At 61.2% G+C, this 21,086-nt stretch carries 20 protein-coding genes; 11 read left to right on the top strand and 9 right to left on the bottom strand.

What is annotated here, in order from left to right; genetic code table 11:
* The first annotated feature begins 2 nt into the window (after nucleotides 1–2).
* Both BLO97_RS11645 and BLO97_RS11640 read left to right on the top strand, forming a co-directional pair.
* Complete coding sequence (locus tag BLO97_RS11645) at nucleotides 3–1,100, top strand: amino acid ABC transporter permease (RefSeq protein WP_063324519.1); 1,098 nt, start codon at nucleotides 3–5, stop codon at nucleotides 1,098–1,100.
* A gap of 11 nt (nucleotides 1,101–1,111) precedes the next feature.
* Nucleotides 1,112–1,876 (top strand): amino acid ABC transporter ATP-binding protein, encoded by a 765-nt coding sequence (locus BLO97_RS11640; RefSeq protein ID WP_003178331.1) that lies wholly within the window; start codon nucleotides 1,112–1,114, stop codon nucleotides 1,874–1,876.
* Nucleotides 1,877–1,935: 59 nt separating this feature from the next.
* Here BLO97_RS11640 and BLO97_RS11635 read toward each other — a convergent pair whose 3' ends face one another.
* Nucleotides 1,936–2,418, bottom strand: a complete 483-nt coding sequence (locus BLO97_RS11635; protein ID WP_003178333.1) for a type II toxin-antitoxin system MqsA family antitoxin — start codon at nucleotides 2,416–2,418, stop codon at nucleotides 1,936–1,938.
* Nucleotides 2,415–2,726, bottom strand: coding sequence for a type II toxin-antitoxin system MqsR family toxin (locus BLO97_RS11630; RefSeq protein ID WP_092146868.1), 312 nt, complete (start codon nucleotides 2,724–2,726; stop codon nucleotides 2,415–2,417). Before BLO97_RS11630 ends, BLO97_RS11635 begins: the two co-directional genes overlap by 4 nt.
* 164 nt (nucleotides 2,727–2,890) lie before the next feature.
* Between BLO97_RS11630 and BLO97_RS11625 the strand changes: the two genes are divergently transcribed.
* From BLO97_RS11625 to BLO97_RS11605, 5 genes are all read left to right on the top strand, one after another.
* Nucleotides 2,891–3,550 (top strand): FadR/GntR family transcriptional regulator, encoded by a 660-nt coding sequence (locus tag BLO97_RS11625; RefSeq protein WP_092146869.1) that lies wholly within the window; start codon nucleotides 2,891–2,893, stop codon nucleotides 3,548–3,550.
* 36 nt (nucleotides 3,551–3,586) lie between these two features.
* Nucleotides 3,587–4,891 (top strand): CynX/NimT family MFS transporter, encoded by a 1,305-nt coding sequence (locus BLO97_RS11620; RefSeq protein WP_092146871.1) that lies wholly within the window; start codon nucleotides 3,587–3,589, stop codon nucleotides 4,889–4,891.
* 87 nt (nucleotides 4,892–4,978) lie between these two features.
* Complete coding sequence (locus BLO97_RS11615; protein ID WP_092345965.1) at nucleotides 4,979–5,449, top strand: nuclear transport factor 2 family protein; 471 nt, start codon at nucleotides 4,979–4,981, stop codon at nucleotides 5,447–5,449.
* Between the two features lie 40 nt (nucleotides 5,450–5,489).
* The gene (locus tag BLO97_RS11610; RefSeq protein ID WP_092345963.1) at nucleotides 5,490–5,813 is read left to right on the top strand and encodes a GIY-YIG nuclease family protein; all 324 of its coding nucleotides are present in this window, start codon (nucleotides 5,490–5,492) and stop codon (nucleotides 5,811–5,813) included.
* A 79-nt stretch (nucleotides 5,814–5,892) separates the two neighbouring features.
* The gene (locus BLO97_RS11605) at nucleotides 5,893–6,828 is read left to right on the top strand and encodes a glutathione S-transferase family protein (protein WP_063324524.1); all 936 of its coding nucleotides are present in this window, start codon (nucleotides 5,893–5,895) and stop codon (nucleotides 6,826–6,828) included.
* A gap of 121 nt (nucleotides 6,829–6,949) precedes the next feature.
* Here the strand turns inward: BLO97_RS11605 and BLO97_RS11600 are convergent, their stop codons facing one another.
* Both BLO97_RS11600 and yejK read right to left on the bottom strand, forming a co-directional pair.
* Nucleotides 6,950–7,306 carry a glutaredoxin family protein gene (locus tag BLO97_RS11600; protein ID WP_063324525.1) on the bottom strand — a complete coding sequence of 119 codons (357 nt, stop codon included), beginning with the start codon at nucleotides 7,304–7,306 and terminating at the stop codon, nucleotides 6,950–6,952.
* Entirely contained in the window at nucleotides 7,306–8,310 is a 1,005-nt protein-coding gene (gene yejK, locus BLO97_RS11595; RefSeq protein WP_014340016.1) for a nucleoid-associated protein YejK, read from the bottom strand. The genes BLO97_RS11600 and yejK overlap by 1 nt, the downstream gene beginning before the upstream one ends.
* Nucleotides 8,311–8,706: 396 nt before the next feature.
* Here yejK and BLO97_RS11590 point away from each other — a divergent pair, with 396 nt between their 5' ends.
* Nucleotides 8,707–8,988, top strand: a complete 282-nt coding sequence (locus tag BLO97_RS11590; protein WP_003205289.1) for an HU family DNA-binding protein — start codon at nucleotides 8,707–8,709, stop codon at nucleotides 8,986–8,988.
* A gap of 605 nt (nucleotides 8,989–9,593) precedes the next feature.
* Here BLO97_RS11590 and rlmF read toward each other — a convergent pair.
* The 5 genes from rlmF to BLO97_RS11565 all read right to left on the bottom strand — a co-directional run bounded on the left by rlmF (nucleotide 9,594) and on the right by BLO97_RS11565 (nucleotide 16,333).
* Nucleotides 9,594–10,619, bottom strand: coding sequence for a 23S rRNA (adenine(1618)-N(6))-methyltransferase RlmF (gene rlmF / locus BLO97_RS11585; RefSeq protein ID WP_063324526.1), 1,026 nt, complete (start codon nucleotides 10,617–10,619; stop codon nucleotides 9,594–9,596).
* A 252-nt stretch (nucleotides 10,620–10,871) separates the two neighbouring features.
* Nucleotides 10,872–13,718 (bottom strand): valine--tRNA ligase, encoded by a 2,847-nt coding sequence (locus tag BLO97_RS11580; protein WP_092223654.1) that lies wholly within the window; start codon nucleotides 13,716–13,718, stop codon nucleotides 10,872–10,874.
* Between the two features lie 261 nt (nucleotides 13,719–13,979).
* Nucleotides 13,980–14,345, bottom strand: coding sequence for a DNA polymerase III subunit chi (locus tag BLO97_RS11575; protein ID WP_092345961.1), 366 nt, complete (start codon nucleotides 14,343–14,345; stop codon nucleotides 13,980–13,982).
* Between the two features lie 8 nt (nucleotides 14,346–14,353).
* Nucleotides 14,354–14,782 (bottom strand): DNA polymerase III subunit chi, encoded by a 429-nt coding sequence (locus tag BLO97_RS11570; protein WP_092345959.1) that lies wholly within the window; start codon nucleotides 14,780–14,782, stop codon nucleotides 14,354–14,356.
* 60 nt (nucleotides 14,783–14,842) lie between these two features.
* Nucleotides 14,843–16,333 (bottom strand): leucyl aminopeptidase, encoded by a 1,491-nt coding sequence (locus BLO97_RS11565; RefSeq protein ID WP_092146875.1) that lies wholly within the window; start codon nucleotides 16,331–16,333, stop codon nucleotides 14,843–14,845.
* A gap of 530 nt (nucleotides 16,334–16,863) precedes the next feature.
* On the opposite strand from BLO97_RS11565, the gene lptF reads away from it, so the two are divergent.
* From lptF to lepA, 3 genes are all read left to right on the top strand, one after another.
* The gene (gene lptF, locus BLO97_RS11560; RefSeq protein ID WP_063324530.1) at nucleotides 16,864–17,985 is read left to right on the top strand and encodes an LPS export ABC transporter permease LptF; all 1,122 of its coding nucleotides are present in this window, start codon (nucleotides 16,864–16,866) and stop codon (nucleotides 17,983–17,985) included.
* Nucleotides 17,978–19,039: an LPS export ABC transporter permease LptG gene (gene lptG, locus BLO97_RS11555; RefSeq protein ID WP_092146878.1), complete on the top strand. Its 1,062-nt coding sequence runs from the start codon at nucleotides 17,978–17,980 to the stop codon at nucleotides 19,037–19,039. Before lptF ends, lptG begins: the two co-directional genes overlap by 8 nt.
* A gap of 246 nt (nucleotides 19,040–19,285) precedes the next feature.
* The gene (lepA, locus tag BLO97_RS11550) at nucleotides 19,286–21,085 is read left to right on the top strand and encodes a translation elongation factor 4 (RefSeq protein WP_063324532.1); all 1,800 of its coding nucleotides are present in this window, start codon (nucleotides 19,286–19,288) and stop codon (nucleotides 21,083–21,085) included.
* The last annotated feature ends 1 nt before the right edge of the window (nucleotide 21,086 follow it).

Below are 21,086 nucleotides of genomic sequence, written 5' to 3'. Positions count from 1 at the left end.
GCATGACGACTCATACTTTCAAACCAGACATGCCCCCGCCGGGCAGCAGCATCGGCGTGGTGGCGTGGATGCGCGCCAACATGTTCTCCAGCTGGATCAACACGCTGCTGACCCTGTTCGCGTTCTACCTGATCTACCTGATCGTGCCGCCCCTGGTGCAATGGGCGATCCTCGATGCCAACTGGGTCGGTACCACCCGTGCCGACTGCACCAAGGAAGGCGCCTGCTGGGTCTTCATCCAGCAGCGCTTCGGGCAGTTCATGTACGGCTACTACCCGGCAGACCTGCGCTGGCGCGTCGACCTGACCGTGTGGCTGGCAGTGATCGGTGTGGCGCCGTTGTTCATCTCGCGCTTCCCGCGCAAGGCAATCTACGGCCTGAGTTTCCTGGTGCTGTATCCGATCAGCGCCTGGTGCCTGCTGCACGGCGGCGTGTTCGGCCTGGACGCCGTGGCGACCAGCCAATGGGGGGGGCTGATGCTGACCCTGGTGATCGCGACCGTGGGTATTGTCGGCGCCTTGCCACTGGGCATCGTCCTGGCGCTGGGGCGACGTTCGAACATGCCGGCGATCCGCGTGGTCTGCGTGACCTTCATCGAGTTCTGGCGCGGCGTGCCGTTGATCACAGTGCTGTTCATGTCCTCGGTGATGCTGCCGCTGTTCCTGCCTGAAGGCATGAACTTCGACAAGCTGCTGCGGGCGCTGATCGGGGTGATCCTGTTCCAGTCGGCCTACATTGCCGAAGTGGTGCGTGGTGGCCTGCAAGCCATTCCCAAGGGGCAATACGAGGCGGCCGCAGCGATGGGCCTGGGTTACTGGCGCAGCATGGGCCTGGTGATTCTGCCGCAAGCCCTGAAGCTGGTGATCCCGGGTATCGTCAACACCTTCATTGCTTTGTTCAAGGACACGAGCCTGGTGATCATCATCGGCCTGTTCGACCTGCTCAACAGCGTGAAACAAGCTGCCGCCGACCCGAAATGGCTGGGCATGGCCACCGAAGGCTATGTGTTCGCCGCCCTGGTGTTCTGGATTTTCTGTTTTGGTATGTCCCGCTATTCCATGCATTTGGAACGCAAGCTGGACACTGGCCACAAGCGTTAGGAGCGTAGTTTATGAGTGAAGCGATCAAACAGCCTGTGAGCCCTGAAGGCATTATTCAGATGCAGGGCGTCAATAAGTGGTACGGCCAGTTCCATGTGTTGAAAGACATCAACCTGAACGTCAAGCAGGGCGAGCGTATCGTGCTGTGCGGCCCGTCGGGCTCCGGCAAGTCCACCACCATCCGCTGCCTCAACCGCCTGGAAGAGCACCAGCAGGGTCGCATCGTGGTCGACGGTGTGGAACTGACCAACGACCTCAAGCAGATCGAAGCGATCCGCCGTGAAGTCGGCATGGTGTTCCAGCACTTCAACCTGTTCCCGCACCTGACCATCCTGCAGAACTGCACCCTGGCGCCGATGTGGGTACGCAAGATGCCCAAGCGCAAGGCCGAGGAAATCGCCATGCATTACCTGGAGCGCGTACGCATTCCAGAGCAGGCGCACAAGTATCCGGGCCAGCTCTCCGGCGGTCAGCAGCAACGTGTGGCTATCGCCCGTGCCCTGTGCATGAAGCCGAAAATCATGCTGTTCGACGAGCCGACCTCGGCTCTCGACCCGGAAATGGTGAAGGAAGTACTCGACACCATGATCGGCTTGGCCGAAGACGGCATGACCATGCTCTGCGTGACCCACGAAATGGGCTTTGCCCGCACCGTGGCCAACCGCGTGATCTTCATGGACAAGGGTGAAATCGTCGAACAGGCCGCGCCGAACGACTTCTTCGACAACCCACAGAACGACCGCACCAAGCTGTTCCTGAGCCAGATCCTGCATTGATCCGGCCTTAGGCAGTGAAATAAACCCGGACTTGTCCGGGTTTGTTTTTAATGGGCCGCTCAGCAAGCCGTGAGGGTCTCGTGTTCCTTGTGCACCGTCGTTTTGAATTGCCGCAAGTCTGCGTCTTCAGCGAAGGCATGGACATCGGCAAGCAAATGCGGATAGCGATCAAGCAGGCGCATCAGCAAGATCAACGCCTTGGGTGGCACTACCTCGCCGCGCTCGTAGCGGGAAAACGCATTGTGTCCACCGCCCGATAGCAGCAGTACCGCTTCCTTTTGCGATAGATGCAGTTTGCGCCGGACACGTTTGATCTCTTCGCCGATCATTCGCCTGGCCGCGTTGACCAGCTCATCACCTGCATGGTCGTAGCGATCCGAGCAGCTTGAATCGAGCTCGACTTCGCCGCACATCTGACATTCCCAGCCAGACAAGTCATCGACCCGGCGTTCCAGTCCCTTGACGCTCATGGTTTCGCCGCGACCTTCGAAATGCAACATGCCTTCCGGGGCACCACAGCTGAAGCATTGCTGGTGTTTCATGAGTTTCTCTCCTTGAAGGAAATTACCGGTGGGCCTCCGCTGGGGCGGTACGTCACCTTCAGGTAAATCTGCAGACCGTGTGAATTGGCGTGGTAGGCGTCATGCCAGACTCGATGATCGTCATAGGTGGTCATCGATTTGTAGAACTGTTTTCGCTCAAGCCCATGAATGACCTGCTGCATGTCCGAGACGTTTAAACCGAGCGTCCGAGCAGTGTTCTTCGCAGTGCTGGTGAACGCTTTCCCTTTAAGTCGCCTGACATCTGCCTGTATCGCCGCCAAGGCGTAGTGGGGTGTGTTCTTTTCCATGAAACGGCGTGCCTTGTCCTTAAAATTACCCTCAAAGGGTAATTTTGACTAATTGAAAATCTCGTTTCTTTACCTCCCGTTGACCCTAGGCGGTTGCCGTCCTACGCGAAGCTGACTAACATGTCAGAAAATTCATCCTATGATTGGATGAAAGGGCGAATTCTATGTCAGCTATTTCTCCATTGATGAAACGCTCCCTGGTCGACCAGGCCTTGGAACAATTGCGTCGGCGTATCAGCGATGGTGTGTGGGGCGTCGGCCAGCGCTTGCCCACCGAGCCGGAGTTGGTGGCGGAGCTGGGTATCAGCCGCAACACCGTGCGGGAAGCCATGCGCGTGCTGGCGTTTTCCGGGTTGATCGAGATCCGCCAGGGCGATGGCAGCTACGTGCGGGCGGTGGTTGATCCGCTGGATACGCTCAAGGTGCTATCCCGTTGTTCGCTGGAACAGGCCCGGGAAACCCGGCATATCCTGGAGGTGGAGGCCATTGGCCTGGCGGCGGTGCGGCGCACCGATGAGGATTTACTTGCCTTGCGCCGGGCGCTGCAAGACAGCGGTGAGCATTATCACGGCGACCTGGAGCAGTACATCGCCTGCGACCTGGTGTTCCACCGCCTCTTGGTAGATGCCGCGCACAACCCTGCGCTCAGTGAACTCTATCGCTACTTCTCCAGCGTCATCGGCGCACAGTTGCGCCAGAGCCTCAATATCGCCCCGCGTCATCAACATGTCTTCGACCTGCACGTCGAAATCCTGGACGCCGTCGAGCAACAGGACCCGCAACGGGCCAAGTCCCTGTGTCGCCAGTTGATCAATGAACCCTGAGCGCTTGAAACCCTGAGCCCCGAACCCGAGCTTTCCATGTCCCGCGACCTGCTTGACCCTGCCACTTCGACGGCGCCCAAACGCGCCGCCGAACTTGAAGAACTGTTGATCGACGCCGAGGCCGACGATGAGCAGGCCCAGCAGCGCCCTCCGTTGGTGCGCCGGCCCTGGCTGTTGCTGCTCGGGCTGATCCTGGTGGCGCTGAACCTGCGTCCGGCATTGTCGAGCATGGCGCCGTTGCTCAGCGAAGTGTCAAGAAGCCTCGACCTGTCGGCTGCCCAGGCCGGTTTGCTGACCACATTGCCTGTGCTTTGCCTGGGCCTGTTCGCGCCGCTGGCGCCGGTGCTGGCGCGGCGCTTCGGTGCCGAGCGCGTGGTGCTGGGGATCTTGTTGACGCTGGCGGGCGGGATTGTCTTGCGCAGCGCCTTCGGCCAGGTCGGGCTGTTTGTCGGCAGTATCCTGGCCGGCGCGAGTATTGGTGTGATCGGCGTGCTGTTGCCGGGCATCGTCAAGCGCGACTTCGCCAAGCAGGCCGGCACCATGACCGGCGTCTACACCATGGCTTTGTGCCTGGGCGCGGCGATGGCGGCCGGGGCGACCGTGCCGCTGAGCGAGCAGCTTGGCCACAGCTGGGCCTTGGGCCTGGGTTTCTGGGTGGTCCCGGCGCTGCTGGCCTCGGTGTTCTGGTTACCGCAAGTGGGCGAGAAACACGGTGCCCACCAAGTGGCTTATCGAGTCCGCGGCTTGCTGCGTGATCCCCTGGCCTGGCAAGTGACGTTGTACATGGGGCTGCAATCGTCCCTGGCCTACATCGTCTTTGGCTGGCTGCCGTCGATCCTGATTGGACGTGGCCTGACGCCGACCCAGGCCGGGCTCGTGCTATCCGGTTCGGTCATCGTGCAGTTGATCAGTTCCCTCGCGGCGCCCTGGTTGGCAACACGTGGCAAGGACCAGCGCCTGGCCATCGTGATCGTCATGCTCATGGTCCTGGGCGGGTTGTTCGGTAGCCTCTACGCTCCGCTCGATGGCTTGTGGGGCTGGGCGATCCTGCTGGGCTTGGGACAGGGCGGATCATTCAGCCTGGCGCTCACACTGATCGTGCTGCGTTCGCGGGACGCCCACGTGGCCGCCAACCTTTCCGGCATGGCCCAGGGTTTCGGTTATACGCTGGCGTCGCTGGGGCCGTTCGCGGTGGGTGTGGTCCACGACTTGACCGGCGGCTGGAACGCCCTGGGCTGGATCTTCGGCCTGGTTGGCCTGGGGGCGATCATCGCCGGCATCGGCGCAGGCCGGGCGTTGTACGTCGGGGTCAGCAGCGAAAGGGTCGCTGATCTTCGTTGATATCATTTTCATGGCGAATGACGATAGTCTTCCCGGCGGCGGCAGATTATCGTGCTGGCCTACTGAAACGTTTTTCGGAGCCTGTCCATGAGTGATGCCTATAACGCCTTGATCAGCCGTTTTTACCAGGCCTTCCAACGCCTGGACGCCGAAGCCATGAGCGCTTGCTACACCGACGACGTGCTGTTCAGCGATCCGGCGTTCGGTGAGCTGCGCGGGCGCGATGCCGGCGACATGTGGCGCATGCTGACGACCCGGGCCAAGGACTTTTCCCTGACCTTCGATAACGTGCGCAGTGATGAGCGTACCGGTGGTGCTCATTGGGTGGCGACGTACTTGTTCAGCCAGACCGGCAACGTGGTGATCAATGACATTCAGGCACGCTTCGTTTTTCGCGACGGCAAGATCTGCGAGCACCACGACAGCTTCGATCTGTGGCGCTGGTCTCGCCAGGCATTGGGTGCCAAGGGCCTGTTGCTGGGCTGGACACCACTGGTACGTAACGCTGTCAGGGCCCAGGCGCTCAAGGGGCTGCGGGCGTTCCAGGCCAGTCGCTGATAAGATCGCGGCTTGTCTTTGCCGACCTGTTGAACATCTAGTGACGATCGCCACCCCCTCTCCCGATCTGCCAGCACAAGGCCCCGCCGAACCGGACAAACCCTGGTTCGTCTACCTGGTGCGGGCGGCCAACGGTTCGCTGTACTGCGGCATCAGCGATGACCCGGTGCGGCGTTTCACCAAGCATCAAAGTGGCAAGGGTGCACGTTTCTTCCTTTCCAGCCCGGCAGTGGCTTTGGTGTACACCGAGGCCTGTCGCGACAAGGGCGAGGCCCTGCGCCAGGAGCGGCTGATCAAAAAACTCAAGAAAAGCGCCAAGGAATGCCTGGTGGCCAGTGCGCTGTCGCTCGATCAGCCGGGCTGATAGGCCTTTATCAGGCCGGTAGGCTGTCCCGATCAGGCGCGCTAAGCTGTAGGACTTCATTCCTGCAGTGGCTAATCTCATGTCAGAGCTGATCCTTCATCATTACCCTACGTCTCCTTTCGCGGAAAAGGCCCGGCTGCTGCTGGGCTTCAAGGGGCTGTCCTGGCGTTCGGTGAGCATCCCGCCGATGATGCCCAAGCCTGACCTGACGGCGCTGACGGGTGGCTACCGCAAGACGCCGGTGTTGCAGGTCGGCGCGGATATCTATTGCGATACGTCGCTGATGGCCCGCCGCCTGGAGCAGGAAAAAGCCTCGCCGGCGCTGTTCCCCGAAGGCCGGGAAATGCTTGCCGCATCCTTTGCTGCGTGGGCCGATTCGGTGGTGTTCCAGCATGCGGTGAGCCTGGTGTTCCAGCCGGAATCGGTGGCGGTGCGGTTCGCCAAGCTATCGCCCGAAGCGATCAAGGCGTTCATCAGCGATCGCGCCGGGCTGTTCAGTGGCGGCACGACTACACGCTTGGCCGCCGAGCAGGCCAAGCACCAATGGCCGACGATCATGGCGCGTCTCGAGCAACAGTTGCAGCGCGAGGAGGGCGATTTCCTGTTGGGTGATCCGTCGATTGCCGACTTCGCCATGGCCCATCCACTGTGGTTCCTCAAGGGTACTCCGGTCACCTCGTCGCTGGTGGATGCCTATCCGGCTGTCTCGGCCTGGTTGGCGCGGGTGTTGGGTTTCGGCCATGGTGCCTCGAGCCAGATGAGTGCCGAAGAAGCCTTGGACGTTGCCCGCAACGCGACGCCGCAAGCGCTGCCGGATGAGTCGTTCGAAGAGCCGAACGGGTTCACCGCAGGGCAGCAGGTAAGCATAGCCGCGACGGACTATGGCGTTGATCCGGTGGTTGGGGAGTTACTGTTTGCTGGCCGCGAAGAATTGATCCTGCGTCGCGAAGATGAGCGTGGTGGGGTGGTGCATGTGCACTTTCCGCGGTTCGGGTTTCGGATCGAGGCGCGCTGAGCAACGAATGACCTGTGGGAGCGAGCTTGCTCGCGATGGCGGCGACACATCCAGCATTGATGCAAGCTGACCCACCGCTATCGCGAGCAAGCTCGCTCCCACAGGGGATTTGCGGCGATGACTAGATGGCAGATAACGCCTTGAGAATATGCTCCGGCTCATACCCACGCATCAACGTGCCATTCACATCGAGGATCGGAATCCCCCGGCCTCCCAACGCCTCGTAGGCCTTGCGCGCTTCGGCATCTTTCTCGATATCGAACTCGCGAAACGGCACGCCTTTCTCATCCAGAAACCGCCGGGTGGCCTTGCAGTAGCCGCACCAGTCGGTGGCATACAGCACGACGCGGGCGTTGCTGCGAATCTGCTCGGAAACCATCTGTGACGGGTTGAATACCCGCTCGATCTTGCCCCAGTTCTGGTAGGCCACCACCACCAGCAGAATCAGCAGGAATTTCTTCAGCACCCTACCGAGCATCAATTACGCCGCTTGAGCTGGTCGGTCAGCGACGTGGGCAGGCCCTTGATGATCAGCGTGCCAGCCTCTTCGTCGTACTCGATCTTGGAGCCCAGCAAGTGCGCTTCGAAGCTGATGGACAAGCCCTCGGCGCGACCAGTGAAGCGGCGGAACTGGTTGAGGGTGCGTTTATCCGCCGGGATTTCCGGCGACAACCCGTAGTCCTTGTTGCGGATGTGATCGTAGAAGGCTTTCGGTCGATCTTCGTCGATCAGCTCGGACAGTTCTTCCAGGCCCATCGGCTCGCCGAGCTTGGCCTGGCTGCTGGCGTAGTCGACCAGGGTCTTGGTCTTTTCCCGGGCATCGTCTTCCGGCAGGTCTTCACTTTCGACGAAGTCACTGAAGGCCTTGAGCAGGGTGCGGGTCTCACCGGGGCCGTCGACACCTTCCTGGCAGCCGATGAAATCACGGAAATATTCCGAGACCTTCTTGCCGTTCTTGCCCTTGATGAACGAGATGTATTGCTTCGATTGCTTGTTGTTCTGCCATTCCGACACATTGATCCGTGCCGCCAGGTGCAACTGGCCCAGGTCCAGGTGGCGGGACGGGGTCACGTCCAGCTCATCGGTCACTGCTACACCTTCGCTGTGGTGCAGCAGGGCGATGGCCAGGTAGTCGGTCATGCCTTGTTGGTAATGCGCGAACAGCACGTGGCCGCCCACCGACAGGTTGGACTCTTCCATCAGTTTCTGCAGGTGTTCCACCGCCACGCGACTGAAGGCGGTGAAGTCCTTGCCGCCGTCCAGGTACTCCTTCAGCCAGCCGCTGAACGGATGCGCCCCGGACTCGGCATGGAAAAAACCCCAGGCCTTGCCTTGCTTGGCGTTATAACTCTCGTTGAGGTCGGCGAGCATATTCTCGATGGCCGTGGACTCTGCCAGTTCGGAGTCGCGGGCATGGAGCACAGCAGGGGTGCCGTCGGGTTTTTTGTCGATCAGGTGGACGATGCAATGACGGATCGGCATGGATTTCTCGGTTGTTGAAAGAGAGGAGGGCGCGCTCCCCGAAAAGGGGCCCAGTGTACCGCAATCACTGGTTTTGGAACCCGGCAAAGGCCCTTTCAGACCCGTCCGACATCCTATATGCATTTTTTTAACGTTTTAGCGCAAGAAAGCTGACCAAATGGGTAGCTAGAGGCGGATATTTCAGAGGCGTTGTGCTAGTTTTGCCCGGTCTTACGCGAAGTCACTGCGTTAAGCGTGCATTCAGCATCTGTCAGGTCGAACCAATCCCGGTTTTCGGCATCTATTACCCCGATCCGTCGTGGTGATTGCCGAGGGTGCCTGATCAAGAGAGATCGGGCTCGATGGCTGACACTGCACTCTGCAATCCATATGAATTTGATAGGGAAGGAACACTACATGGCTCTTACTAAAGACCAACTGATCGCTGATTTGGCTGAATCTGTAGACGCACCAAAAGCTACCGTGCGTTCGCTGCTGGACCAACTGGGCCAAGTCGTTGCCGATCAGCTGGAAAATGGCGGCGAAATCACTCTGCCAGGTGTTGGCAAGCTGAAAGTCACCGAGCGTCCTGCCCGTACCGGCCGCAACCCTTCGACTGGCGCTGCCATCGAAATCGCTGCCAAGAAAGTGATCAAGCTGGTTGTGGCCAAAGGCCTGACCGACGCGGTCAACAAGTAAGACCGCAGTAAAAAAACCGTGCCTCGGAGCGATCCGGGCACGGTTTTTTGTTGCCTCGAAAAAAGTGACCTGTGGCGAGGGAGCTTGCTCCCGCTGGGCTGCGCAGCAGCCCCCTCTCAAGCTCACTCAATCGACCTGATCCACCGCGTCGCCGGGCTCCAGGGCCGCTGCGCGCCCCAGCGGGAGCAAGCTCCCTCGCCACAGGTATTGGGCATGGCGCGGGTTAGGGGAATGCCTCGAATCAGTGTCAGTTTCACGAGCAAATCGGTTGGTCGACCGGGATGCTTTTGAGCTTTTGAGCTTTTGGGCTTTTGGGCTTTTGGGCTTTTGGGCTTTTGAGCTTTTGAGCTTTTGAGCTTTTGGGCTTTTGGGCTTTTGGGCTTTTGGGCTTTTGAGCTTTTGAGCTTTTGAGCTTTTGGGCTTTTGGGCTTTTGAGCTTTTGAGCTTTTGAGCTTTTGTGGCGAGGGAGCTTGCTCCCGCTGGGCTGCGCAGCAGCCCCTCTCAAGCTCACTCAATCGACCTGATCCACCGCGTCGCCGGGCTCCAGGGCCGCTGCGCGCCCCAGCGGGAGCAAGCTCCCTCGCCACAGGCGTGGCGACCCCGATTCAGTCCTTACGGACCCAGCGCGCCTGGCGCCAGGCCTGTTGCTGGGCCTCGGTCTGGAAGGTCCAGGCCACGAAGCGACTCTGCTTCTGGCCCTGGGACATCTCCACCACCTGGCTGTGCAGCGCCCCGGCCTTTTTCAGAGCGGTTTGAATCGCCGGCAGGTTCGATGCTTTTGAGACCAGGGTGCTGAACCACAGCACTTGCCCGGCCAACTGCGCGCTTTCGCCGATCAGTTGCGTCACGAACCGGGCTTCCCCACCTTCGCACCACAGCTCCGCAGCCTGCCCGCCGAAATTCAGCACCGGCAGCTTGCGCTTCGGATCGGCCTTGCCCAGTGCCCGCCACTTGCGCTGGCTGCCCTTGGTGGCTTCCTCCAGGGACGCATGGAACGGCGGGTTGCACATCGTCAGGTCGAACCGTTCGGTGTCTTCCAGCAGGCCCAGGAGAATCTGCTTGCGGTTGGCTTGCTGGCGCAACTGGATGGCTTTGTTCAAGCCATTGGACTGGACGATGGCCTTGGCCGAGGCGATGGCCGTCGGGTCGATCTCCGAACCGAGGAAGTGCCAGCGGTAGTCGCTGTAGCCGATCAACGGATAGACGCAGTTGGCGCCGGTGCCAATGTCCAGCACCTTGACTGCTGCCCCGCGGGGGATTTCACCGGCGTTGTGGCTGGCGAGCAAATCGGCGAGGAAGTGCACATAGTCCGCCCGACCTGGCACCGGCGGGCACAGGTAATCGGCCGGGATATCCCAGTGGGCGATGCCATAGAAAGCTTTGAGCAGCGCCCGGTTGAACACCCGTACGGCTTCGGGGCTGGCAAAGTCGATGCTTTCTTTACCGTAGGGGTTGATGATCACGAACTTCGCCAGTTCCGGCGTGCTCTTGATCAACGCTGGGAAGTCATAGCGGCCCTGGTGGCGGTTGCGCGGATGCAGGCTGGCCTTCTCACGCGGCGCCACGGTTTTAGCCTCTGGGGTGGACTTGGGCTTCTGGCGGGCTGGTTTGGGTGTGCGGGGGGCGGTCATGGGCGGGTCGATTCGGGGATGGCTCAAAAAGTGGCGGGCATTGTCCCACATCCGGCCTGGTCTTGAGGCTTGTGCCGATTAAATGTGGGGGCGGGCTTGCTCGCGATGGCGGCGACACATCCAGCATTGATGCAAGCTGACCCACCGCTATCGCGAGCAAGCTCGCTCCCACAGGGGCTCAGCATGAGTGAGAAAGTGCCAGGCAAAAAGAAGGAGGCCACCAGGGCCTCCTCCTTCAGCGACGAACCCTCGTTACAGACTGGAGATCCGCGCGTGCTGCTCGGCCAGTTTGCCCAAGGCCTGTTCCGCCTCGGCCAGTTTGGCCCGTTCTTTCTCGATGACTTCGGCCGGCGCCTTGTCGACGAAGCCGGCGTTGGACAGCTTGCCGCCGACCCGCTGCACTTCGCCTTTGAGGCGCAGGATTTCCTTGTCCAGGCGCGCCAGTTCCGCGGCCTTGTCGATCAGGCCCGCCATTGGCACCAGCACTTCCATCTCGCCGACCAGGGCGGTGGCCGACAATGGTGCTTCTTCGCCGGCAGCCAGGACGGTCACCGATTCCAGCTTCGCCAGTTTCTTGAGCAGCGCCTCGTTCTCGTTGAGGCGGCGCAGGTCTTCGGCGCTGGCATTCTTCAGGAACAGGGTTAGCGGCTTGCCCGGGCCGATGTTCATTTCGGCGCGGATGTTACGCAGGCCGAGCATGAAGGTCTTGAGCCATTCGATGTCGTCTTCGGCCGCCGGATCGATGCGGCTTTCGTTGGCCACAGGCCAAGGTTGCAGCATGATCGTCTTGCCTTGGGCGCCGGCCAGCGGTGCGATGCGCTGCCAGATTTCCTCGGTGATGAACGGCATGAACGGATGCGCCAGGCGCAGGGCCACTTCCAATACGCGCACCAGGGTGCGACGGGTGCCGCGCTGGCGCTCGACCGGGGCGTTTTCGTCCCACAGCACTGGCTTGGACAGCTCCAGGTACCAGTCGCAGTACTGGTTCCAGATGAACTCGTACAAGGCTTGTGCGGCCAGGTCGAAACGGAACTGATCCAACTGGCGGGTCACTTCGGCCTCGGTGCGTTGCAGCTGGGAGATGATCCAGCGATCAGCCAGGGTCAGCTCGAAGGCTTCGCCGTTCTGGCCGCAGTCTTCACCTTTATCCAGCACGTAGCGCGCGGCGTTCCAGATCTTGTTGCAGAAGTTGCGGTAGCCTTCGACGCGACCCATGTCGAACTTGATGTCGCGACCGGTGGACGCCAGCGAGCAGAAGGTGAAGCGCAGGGCGTCGGTGCCGTAGCTGGCGATGCCCTCGGCGAACTCTTCGCGGGTGGCCTTCTCGATCTTCTTCGCCAGTTTTGGCTGCATCAGGCCGGAGGTGCGTTTCTGCACCAGGGTTTCCAGGTCGATGCCGTCGATGATGTCCAACGGGTCGAGGACGTTGCCCTTGGACTTGGACATCTTCTGGCCCTGGCCATCGCGCACCAGGCCGTGGACATAGACCGTCTTGAACGGCACTTGCGGTGTGCCGTCTTCGTTCTTCACCAGGTGCATGGTCAGCATGATCATCCGGGCGACCCAGAAGAAAATGATGTCGAAACCGGTGACCAGCACGTCGGTGGAGTGGAATTTCTTCAGGAACTCGGTCTGTTGCGGCCAGCCCAGGGTCGAGAAGGTCCACAGGCCCGAACTGAACCAGGTGTCGAGGACGTCGTTGTCCTGCTGCAACGTGACGTCCGGACCGAGGTTGTGCTTGGCGCGGACTTCGGCTTCATCGCGGCCGACGTAGACCTTGCCCGACTCGTCGTACCAGGCCGGGATGCGATGGCCCCACCACAGCTGGCGGCTGATGCACCAATCCTGGATGTCACGCATCCACGAGAAGTACATGTTTTCGTATTGCTTGGGCACGAACTGGATGCGGCCATCTTCCACGGCGGCAATCGCAGGTTCAGCCAGCGGCTTGGTGGACACGTACCACTGGTCGGTCAACCACGGCTCGATGATGGTGCCGGAGCGGTCGCCTTTCGGAACTTTCAGGGCATGATCGTCGACGCTGACCAGCAGGCCGGCGGCGTCGAACGCCGCGACGATCTGCTTGCGCGCCTCGAAACGGTCCAGGCCGGCGTATTCAGCCGGGATCTGGCCGTCGATGCTCTCGTTCAGCGTGCCGTCCAGGTTGAACACCTGGGCTGCCGGTAGGACGTTGGCGTTCTTGTCGAAGATGTTCAGCAGCGGCAGGTTGTGGCGCTTGCCGACTTCGTAGTCGTTGAAGTCGTGGGCCGGGGTGATTTTCACACAGCCGGTGCCGAATTCCGGGTCGCAGTAGTCGTCGCCGATGATCGGGATACGACGGCCAACCAGGGGCAGCTCGACGAACTTGCCGATCAGCGCCTGGTAGCGTTCATCGTTCGGGTTCACCGCCACGGCCGAGTCGCCCAACATGGTTTCCGGACGCGTGGTGGCGACGATCAGGTAATCCTTGCCTTCGGCGGTCTTGGCGCCGTCGGCCAGTGGGTACTTCAGGTTCCACAGGAAACCTTTCTCGTCATGGTTCTCCACTTCGAGGTCGGAAATGGCCGTGTGCAACTTGGTGTCCCAGTTGACCAGGCGCTTGCCGCGATAGATCAGCCCGTCTTCGTGCAGGCGTACAAAGGCTTCTTTCACCGCTTCGGAGAGGCCATCGTCCATGGTGAAGCGCTCGCGGCTCCAGTCTACCGACGAGCCGAGGCGACGGATCTGGCGGCTGATGTTGCCACCGGACTCGTCTTTCCATTCCCAGACTTTCTCCAGGAATTTTTCGCGACCCAGGTCATGGCGATTCTGGCCCTGGGCTTCGAGGCGACGCTCCACCAGCATCTGCGTGGCGATACCGGCGTGGTCGGTACCCGGTTGCCACAGGGTGTTGCGGCCTTGCATGCGGCGGAAACGGATCAGGGCGTCCATGATCGCGTTGTTGAAACCGTGGCCCATGTGCAGGCTGCCGGTGACGTTCGGCGGCGGGATCATGATGGTGTAGGAATCGCCCGCGCCTTGCGGAGCGAAATAATTCTCGGACTCCCAGGTGTTGTACCAGGAAGTTTCAATGGCGTGCGGCTGGTAGGTCTTATCCATGCGCGGCGGGACCCTATTGGCATTTATTCAGGAAAAGCCGGGAAGTATAGCGGGGCGAAGGACGCAGGGCGAGCCAGTACGCAGTGAGCGCGTATTAACAGGCGCAACAAATCCTGTGGCGAGGGAGCTTGCTCCCGCTGGGGCGCGAAGCGGCCCCCAAAAGTGTCAAGGTGAGTGAGAGGGGGCTGCTCGCCAGTGTTACGGCTGCTTTGCAGCCGAGCGGGAGCAAGCTCCCTCGCCACAAAAAGCGGGGGAGTGCTTTTATTCGTACTGACTGAGCAAGCGCTCCATCCGTGCATCCAGCCGACGCTTGATCTCGGTCTCGATGTGCGGGGCGAAGTCGTCGATGACGTCTTGCATGATCAACTGCGCAGCAGCACGCAGTTCGCGGTCCAGGTGCAACAGGGCGTCGGGCCCTTTGGCTTCGATCTTGGCAGCAGGCTTGGGTTCCGGCTGGCCGTTGATCGGGTCGAACAGCAGGGGGATCTGTTCGTCATGCACTGGCTCGTGCACGACCGTGTCGGTCAGCAGTGGCGGTTGCAGATTGTCGTCGCCGAGCAGTTGGCGGATCGACTCGAGGTCATCCAGCAGGTGCGCGGGTTTTTGTGGCGGTTTTGGAGTGTCCATCGTAGGGCTCAGAGTCGCTGTAAACGGTGGTCTTGCAGAGGATAGCCCTGTTCGCGGTAGAAACGGAAACTCTCCCGCGCGGCTTGTCGGATGGCCGGGTCTTCGACCACCACTTCCGCCACACGGGCGAAGCGCTGGGCAAAGGCCGGTACTTTCAGGTCGAGATTGACCAGCAGGTCCTGGTGCTGGCCGCAGTCGTTCCCCAGTCCCAGCACGATCACCCCCTCGGGTTCGCTTTCGGCCGGGCCGTGGGGCACGAAGCTCTCGCCCTTGAAAGCCCACAGGCGTGCGTCCAGGTCCTCGCGCTGGGCGGCATCGCTGCAATGCAGGTAGATGCGGTGGCCCATGCGCCAGGCCTTTTCGGTGAGCTTGCAGGCGAAATCCAGCCGCGCCGACGGGTCGGCGCTGGGCAGGATATAGAAATCGACTTTGGTCATTGCGGTTCCTGAGCCGCCGATGACCCCACCCGAGGGTGAGGCCAACGACGGTCATTGGTGTCAGGCCTTGGCGCGGTCCAGCAGGTACTGGGTCAGCAGGGGCACCGGACGACCGGTGGCGCCCTTGTCCTTGCCGCCGCTGGTCCACGCCGTGCCGGCGATGTCCAGGTGCGCCCAGTTCAGGTTCTTGGTAAAGCGCGACAGGAAGCACGCCGCGGTGATGGTCCCGGCTTTCGGGCCACCGATGTTGGCGATGTCGGCGAACGGGCTGTCCAGTTGTTCCTGGTATTCGTCGAACAGCGGCAGCTGCCAGGCGCGGTCGTCGGCTTGTTGGCCGGCGCTGAGCAGTTGGCCGATCAGCTCGTCGTTGTTGCCCAGCAGGCCCGAGGTGTGGGAGCCCAGGGCGACGATGCAGGCGCCGGTCAGGGTCGCGATGTCGATCACCGCTTGCGGCTTGAAGCGCTCGGAGTAGGTGAGGGCGTCGCACAACACCAGGCGGCCTTCGGCGTCGGTGTTGAGGATTTCAACGGTCTGGCCGCTCATGGTGGTGACGATGTCGCCCGGACGCGAGGCCGTGCCGCTGGGCATGTTCTCGGCGCAGGCCAGGATGCACACCAGGTTGATCGGCAGTTGCAGTTCGAGCACGGCGCGCAGGGTGCCGAACACGCTCGCGGCGCCGCCCATGTCGTACTTCATCTCATCCATGCCAGCGCCCGGCTTGAGGCTGATGCCGCCAGTGTCGAAGGTGATGCCCTTGCCGACCAGGGCGTACGGCTTCTCGGATTTCTTGCCGCCGTTGTATTGCATGACGATCAGGCGCGGTGGCTGGGCGCTGCCCTGGCCAACGGCGTAGAACGAGCCCATGCCCAGGTCCTTGATCTTTTTCTCGTCGAAGACTTCGACCTTCAGGCCCTTGAATTCCTTGCCCAGTGCCTTGGCCTGTTCGCCGAGGAACGTCGGGTGGCAGATATTCGGTGGCAGGTTGCCCAGGTCGCGGGTAAACGCCATGCCGTTGGCAATCGCGGTGGCGTGGGTCACGGCGCGCTGGACTTCAGCCTGGGCGGCTTTGATGGTCAGCACGGTGATTTTTTTCAGGGTGCGGGGTTCGGCTTTCTGGCTCTTGAACTGGTCGAACCGGTATTCGCCGTCTACCAGGGTTTCGGCCAGCAAGCGGTTCTTGCCGTAGCTATCGCGGCCCTTGATCACCAACTCGTCCAACGCCAGGGCGGCATCAGCGCCGCCAAGGCCGTTGAGGGTGCCCAGCACGCCGGCGATGAGTTTACGGAACGGACGATCGCCCAGTTCAGCGTCCTTGCCCACGCCCACCAGCAGCACGCGCTCGGCCTTGAGGTTGGGCAGGTTGTGCAGTAACAGGCTCTGGCCGACCTTGCCGGCCAGGTCGCCGCGCTTGAGTACGGCGCTGATGGCCCCGCCGCTCAGGGTATCGAGCTGGGTGGCGACCACGCCGAGCTTGCGGTTTTCACCGACGGCAACCACCAGCGTGGCGGTTTTCAACGTTTCTGGGCTGACGCTTTTTACAACCAGTTCCATGTCCGGATCCCTGAGTCAATGGTCAAGATGCCAGGCGCTGACTTGTGGTGAGGGAGCTTGCTCCCGCTCGGTTGCGCAGCAACCGCAAAAAAGCGGGGTCTGCTACGCAGCCCAGCGGGAGCAAGCTCCCTCGCCACAAGTCCTGAGTGAAACGGTCACGGTCGCGCCGGCGACAAAGGCCGCAGTTTGAACCTCGGCGCCCGAGCCTGACAACCCTCGACGGCGCTAACTTTTGGCTTTAAGCACCGGCTTAAAGCGTGCGAAGTGACAGGCGCCTCCAATCACAGGATAATGCGGCTCTTTTTTCGGCGGCTCGCGTTGGCGGGCCGACTCGATACGTTTGCTTGTTTGGCCGCCTTAAGGGTTTTTATGCAAAGTCGCCGAACGGCGATCAGGCAAGGCGAAAACAGGCGAGGAAGCGGAGTTGACTGGCTGTCAATGAGCATTCCGAGCCTGTTTTCAACGCAGCATGATCGTCGCGCAGGCACTTTTCATACAAAACCCAGCCTGACAGCCCTGGAGTGTCTGGTGTGATCGTCTTTCGTTATTTATCCCGTGAAGTCCTGCTGACCCTGAGCGCCGTCAGCGCCGTGCTGCTGGTCATCATCATGAGCGGGCGCTTCATCAAATACCTCGCCCAGGCGGCTTCCGGCGCCCTGGACCCGGGCTCGCTGTTCCTGATCATGGGGTTCCGCCTGCCGGGCTTCTTGCAATTGATCCTGCCGCTGGGGTTGTTCCTCGGCATCCTGCTGGCCTACGGGCGCTTGTACCTGGACAGCGAAATGACCGTGCTGTCGGCCACTGGTATGAGCCAACAGCGCCTGTTTCGCATGACGCTGTTCCCGGCCACGTTGGTGGCGTTGGTGGTGGCCTGGCTGAGCCTGAGCCTGGCCCCCCAAGGCGCCAACCAGTTCCAGTTGCTGATCAACCAGCAGGACGCCATGACCGAGTTCGACACCCTGGTGCCAGGGCGTTTCCAGGCCCTGCGCGACGGCACGCGGGTGACCTACACCGAACAGCTCTCGGACGACCGGATCGACCTGGCCGGCGTCTTCATTACCCAAAAGAACCTGTCTTCGGATACCAAGAAGGACCGTGGCATTTCCGTGCTAGTGGCCGAGAAGGGCCGGCAGGAAATCAACCCCGACGGCAACCGCTACCTGATCCTGGAAAACGGCTATCGCTATGACGGCAAGCCGGGACAGGCCGATTACCGGGCCATCAAGTACGACACCTATGGCGTGCTGTTGCCCAAGCCCGAGGTCAGCGACGAAGTCACTGATCGCGACGCGATGCCGACTGCCAGCCTGCTGGGCAACAAGGACATTCGTGCCCGTACCGAGCTGCAATGGCGCCTGTCCTTGCCGCTGCTGGTGTTCATCGTGACCCTCATGGCGGTCCCGCTGTCGCGGGTCAACCCGCGCCAGGGGCGTTTCCTCAAGCTGCTGCCGGCGATTCTTCTGTATATGGCTTACCTGACCATCCTGATTTCCGCTCGCAGTGCGTTGGAGAAAGGCAAGATCCCGCCCGCCTTGGGCCTGTGGTGGGTGCACTCGATCTTCCTGGCCATCGGCCTGGGGCTGCTCTATTGGGAGCCGCTACGCCTGAAGCTGGCCAGTCGTCGCAGCGCGCTGGAGGTGGCCCGTGGTTAAACTCGATCGGTACATCGGCAGCAGCGTGTTCATGGCGATCCTTGCGGTGCTGGGGATCATCCTCGGTCTGGCGACCCTGTTTGCCTTCATCGATGAAATGAGCGATGTCAGCGACACCTATACGCTGACGGACGTGGCGAGCTACGTGCTGCTGACGGCACCACGGCGTTTGTACGACATGCTGCCGATGGCCGCGCTGATCGGTTGCCTGATCGGCCTGGGCAGCCTGGCCAGCAACAGCGAGCTGACCATCATGCGCGCCGCCGGCGTGTCCATTGGTCGGATCGTCTGGGCGGTGATGAAGCCCATGCTGGTGTTGATGCTGGTGGGTGTGCTGATCGGCGAATACATCGCCCCAGCCACCGAAAATACTGCCCAGGCCAACCGTTCCCTGGCCCAGGGCGGCGGCGATGCGCAAAGCGCCAAGCACGGCCTGTGGCACCGCCAGGGCGACGAGTTCATCCATATCAACTCGGTCCAGCCCAACGGCATTCTGTACGGGGTGACCCGTTATCGCTTCGACGACCAGCGGCACATGCTGTCGTCGAGCTTCGCCAAGCGCGCCAAATTCGCCGAGGACCACTGGCAGTTGATCGGTGTCACTACCACCTTGTTCCATGACAAGCGCACCGAGGTGGTCGCCGCCCCGCGGGAGCGTTGGGACGTGTCGATCAGCCCGCAACTGCTCAGCACCGTGGTGATGGCGCCCGAATCCCTGTCGATTACCGGCTTGTGGGGGTATATCCACTATCTGGCGGACCAGGGCTTGAATAACGGCCGCTATTGGCTGGCTTTTTGGGTCAAGGTGTTGCAGCCGTTGGTCACCGCCGCCCTGGTGTTGATGGCGATTTCCTTCATTTTTGGTCCGCTGCGTTCGGTGACCCTTGGCCAGCGGGTGTTTACCGGTGTACTGGTGGGCTTCACTTTCCGCATTGCCCAGGATCTGCTGGGGCCGTCGAGCCTGGTGTTCGGCTTCTCACCGCTGTTTGCGGTGCTGGTGCCGGCCGGTGTCTGCGCGTTGGCCGGGCTTTGGCTGTTGCGTCGGGCGGGTTGACCCCGATTCTTGTGGCGAGCGGGCTTCTGTGGCGAGGGAGCTTGCTGTGGCGAGGGGATTTATCCCCGCTGGGCTGCGAAGCAGCCCCCTGCGCCCTGCCTGGCACATCGCGATGGCTGATGGATCGTGGGGCTGCTTCGCAACCCAGCGGGGATAAATCCCCTCGCCACAATGGCGTCTGTATCAGGTACAATTCCCGGCTATTTTTCGGCGGGCTATGCCTGCAGCCTTTTTGAGTGTTGATCCGTGAGTGATTTGAGTCATATCCGCAATTTCTCCATCATCGCCCACATTGACCATGGCAAGTCGACGCTGGCCGATCGCTTCATCCAGATGTGCGGCGGCCTGGCCGAGCGTGAAATGGAAGCCCAGGTCCTGGACTCCATGGACCTCGAACGTGAACGCGGGATCACCATCAAGGCCCACAGCGTTACCCTCTACTACAAGGCCCGCGACGGCATCACCTATCAGCTGAACTTCATCGATACCCCGGGCCACGTCGACTTCACCTATGAAGTCAGCCGGTCGCTGGCGGCCTGTGAAGGTGCGCTGCTGGTGGTCGATGCCGGCCAGGGCGTCGAAGCCCAGTCGGTTGCCAACTGCTACACGGCCATCGAGCAGGGCCTGGAAGTCATGCCGGTGCTGAACAAGATCGACCTGCCCCAGGCCGATCCGGATCGCGTGAAGGAAGAAATCGAGAAAATCATCGGCATCGACGCCACCGACGCGGTCACCTGCAGCGCCAAGACCGGCCTGGGCGTGGACGAAGTGCTCGAGCGCCTGGTGCACACCATTCCCGCGCCGACCGGCAACATCGAAGATCCGCTGCAAGCGTTGATCATCGACTCCTGGTTCGACAACTACCTGGGCGTGGTGTCCCTGGTTCGCGTGCGCCATGGCCGCGTGAAGAAGGGCGACAAGATCCTGGTCAAGTCCACCGGCAAGATCCACCTGGTGGACAGCGTCGGTGTATTCAACCCGAAACACACCGCTACCGTAGACCTGAAGGCCGGTGAAGTGGGCTTCATCATCGCCGGTATCAAGGACATCCACGGGGCGCCGGTCGGCGATACCCTGACCTTGAGTTCCACCCCCGACGTCGATGTGCTGCCAGGTTTCAAACGCATCCAGCCGCAGGTCTATGCCGGCCTGTTCCCGGTCAGCTCCGACGACTTCGAGGATTTCCGCGAAGCCCTGCAGAAGCTGACCCTGAACGACTCGTCCCTGCAATACACCCCGGAAAGCTCCGATGCCCTGGGCTTCGGTTTCCGGTGCGGATTCCTGGGCATGTTGCACATGGAAATCATCCAGGAGCGCCTGGAGCGCGAATACGACCTGGACCTGATCACCACGGCACCGACGGTTATTTTCGAGCTGTTGCTCAAGAACGGCGAGACCCTCTACGTCGACAACCCGTCCAAGCTGCCGGACCTGTCGGCCATCGAAGACATGCGCGAACCGATCGTGCGGGCCAACATCCTTGTGCCTCAGGAGCACCTGGGCAACGTCATTACGTTGTGCATCGAGAAGCGTGGCGTACAACACGACATGCTGTTCCTCGGCACGCAGGTCCAGGTGACCTACGACCTGCCGATGAACGAGGTGGTACTGGACTTCTTCGACCGCCTCAAATCCACCAGTCGCGGCTATGCTTCGCTGGACTATCATTTCGATCGTTACCAATCGGCTAATCTGGTGAAGCTGGATGTGCTGATCAACGGTGAGAAAGTCGATGCCCTGGCATTGATCGTGCACCGTGACAACGCGCACTACAAAGGTCGTGCATTGACCGAGAAGATGAAGGAACTGATTCCGCGGCAGATGTTCGACGTGGCAATCCAGGCCGCCATTGGCGGGCAGATTGTGGCGCGTACAACCGTCAAGGCGCTCAGAAAGAACGTATTGGCCAAATGCTACGGTGGCGACGTCAGCCGTAAGCGCAAGCTGTTGGAAAAGCAGAAGGCCGGTAAAAAACGCATGAAGCAGGTCGGTAACGTGGAAATTCCACAGGAAGCCTTCCTTGCGGTGCTCAGGTTGGATAGTTAGG

Source organism: Pseudomonas sp. NFACC05-1 (assembly GCF_900100135.1).
GTDB lineage: Bacteria > Pseudomonadota > Gammaproteobacteria > Pseudomonadales > Pseudomonadaceae > Aquipseudomonas > Aquipseudomonas fluorescens_Q.
The sequence above is the reverse complement of the archived record's forward strand: the minus strand, read 5'-3'. Positions and strand labels throughout refer to the sequence as shown.

What these genes read in the sequence shown, in the direction of transcription:
- BLO97_RS11645 (WP_063324519.1), top strand. Translation starts at nt 3, where the DNA reads ATGACGACTCATACTTTCAAACCAGACATGCCCCCGCCGGGCAGCAGC.
- BLO97_RS11640 (WP_003178331.1), top strand. Translation starts at nt 1,112, where the DNA reads ATGAGTGAAGCGATCAAACAGCCTGTGAGCCCTGAAGGCATTATTCAG.
- BLO97_RS11635 (WP_003178333.1), bottom strand. Translation starts at nt 2,418, where the DNA reads ATGAAACACCAGCAATGCTTCAGCTGTGGTGCCCCGGAAGGCATGTTG.
- BLO97_RS11630 (WP_092146868.1), bottom strand. Translation starts at nt 2,726, where the DNA reads ATGGAAAAGAACACACCCCACTACGCCTTGGCGGCGATACAGGCAGAT.
- BLO97_RS11625 (WP_092146869.1), top strand. Translation starts at nt 2,891, where the DNA reads ATGTCAGCTATTTCTCCATTGATGAAACGCTCCCTGGTCGACCAGGCC.
- BLO97_RS11620 (WP_092146871.1), top strand. Translation starts at nt 3,587, where the DNA reads ATGTCCCGCGACCTGCTTGACCCTGCCACTTCGACGGCGCCCAAACGC.
- BLO97_RS11615 (WP_092345965.1), top strand. Translation starts at nt 4,979, where the DNA reads ATGAGTGATGCCTATAACGCCTTGATCAGCCGTTTTTACCAGGCCTTC.
- BLO97_RS11605 (WP_063324524.1), top strand. Translation starts at nt 5,893, where the DNA reads ATGTCAGAGCTGATCCTTCATCATTACCCTACGTCTCCTTTCGCGGAA.
- BLO97_RS11600 (WP_063324525.1), bottom strand. Translation starts at nt 7,306, where the DNA reads ATGCTCGGTAGGGTGCTGAAGAAATTCCTGCTGATTCTGCTGGTGGTG.
- yejK (WP_014340016.1), bottom strand. Translation starts at nt 8,310, where the DNA reads ATGCCGATCCGTCATTGCATCGTCCACCTGATCGACAAAAAACCCGAC.
- BLO97_RS11590 (WP_003205289.1), top strand. Translation starts at nt 8,707, where the DNA reads ATGGCTCTTACTAAAGACCAACTGATCGCTGATTTGGCTGAATCTGTA.
- rlmF (WP_063324526.1), bottom strand. Translation starts at nt 10,619, where the DNA reads ATGACCGCCCCCCGCACACCCAAACCAGCCCGCCAGAAGCCCAAGTCC.
- BLO97_RS11580 (WP_092223654.1), bottom strand. Translation starts at nt 13,718, where the DNA reads ATGGATAAGACCTACCAGCCGCACGCCATTGAAACTTCCTGGTACAAC.
- BLO97_RS11575 (WP_092345961.1), bottom strand. Translation starts at nt 14,345, where the DNA reads ATGGACACTCCAAAACCGCCACAAAAACCCGCGCACCTGCTGGATGAC.
- BLO97_RS11570 (WP_092345959.1), bottom strand. Translation starts at nt 14,782, where the DNA reads ATGACCAAAGTCGATTTCTATATCCTGCCCAGCGCCGACCCGTCGGCG.
- BLO97_RS11565 (WP_092146875.1), bottom strand. Translation starts at nt 16,333, where the DNA reads ATGGAACTGGTTGTAAAAAGCGTCAGCCCAGAAACGTTGAAAACCGCC.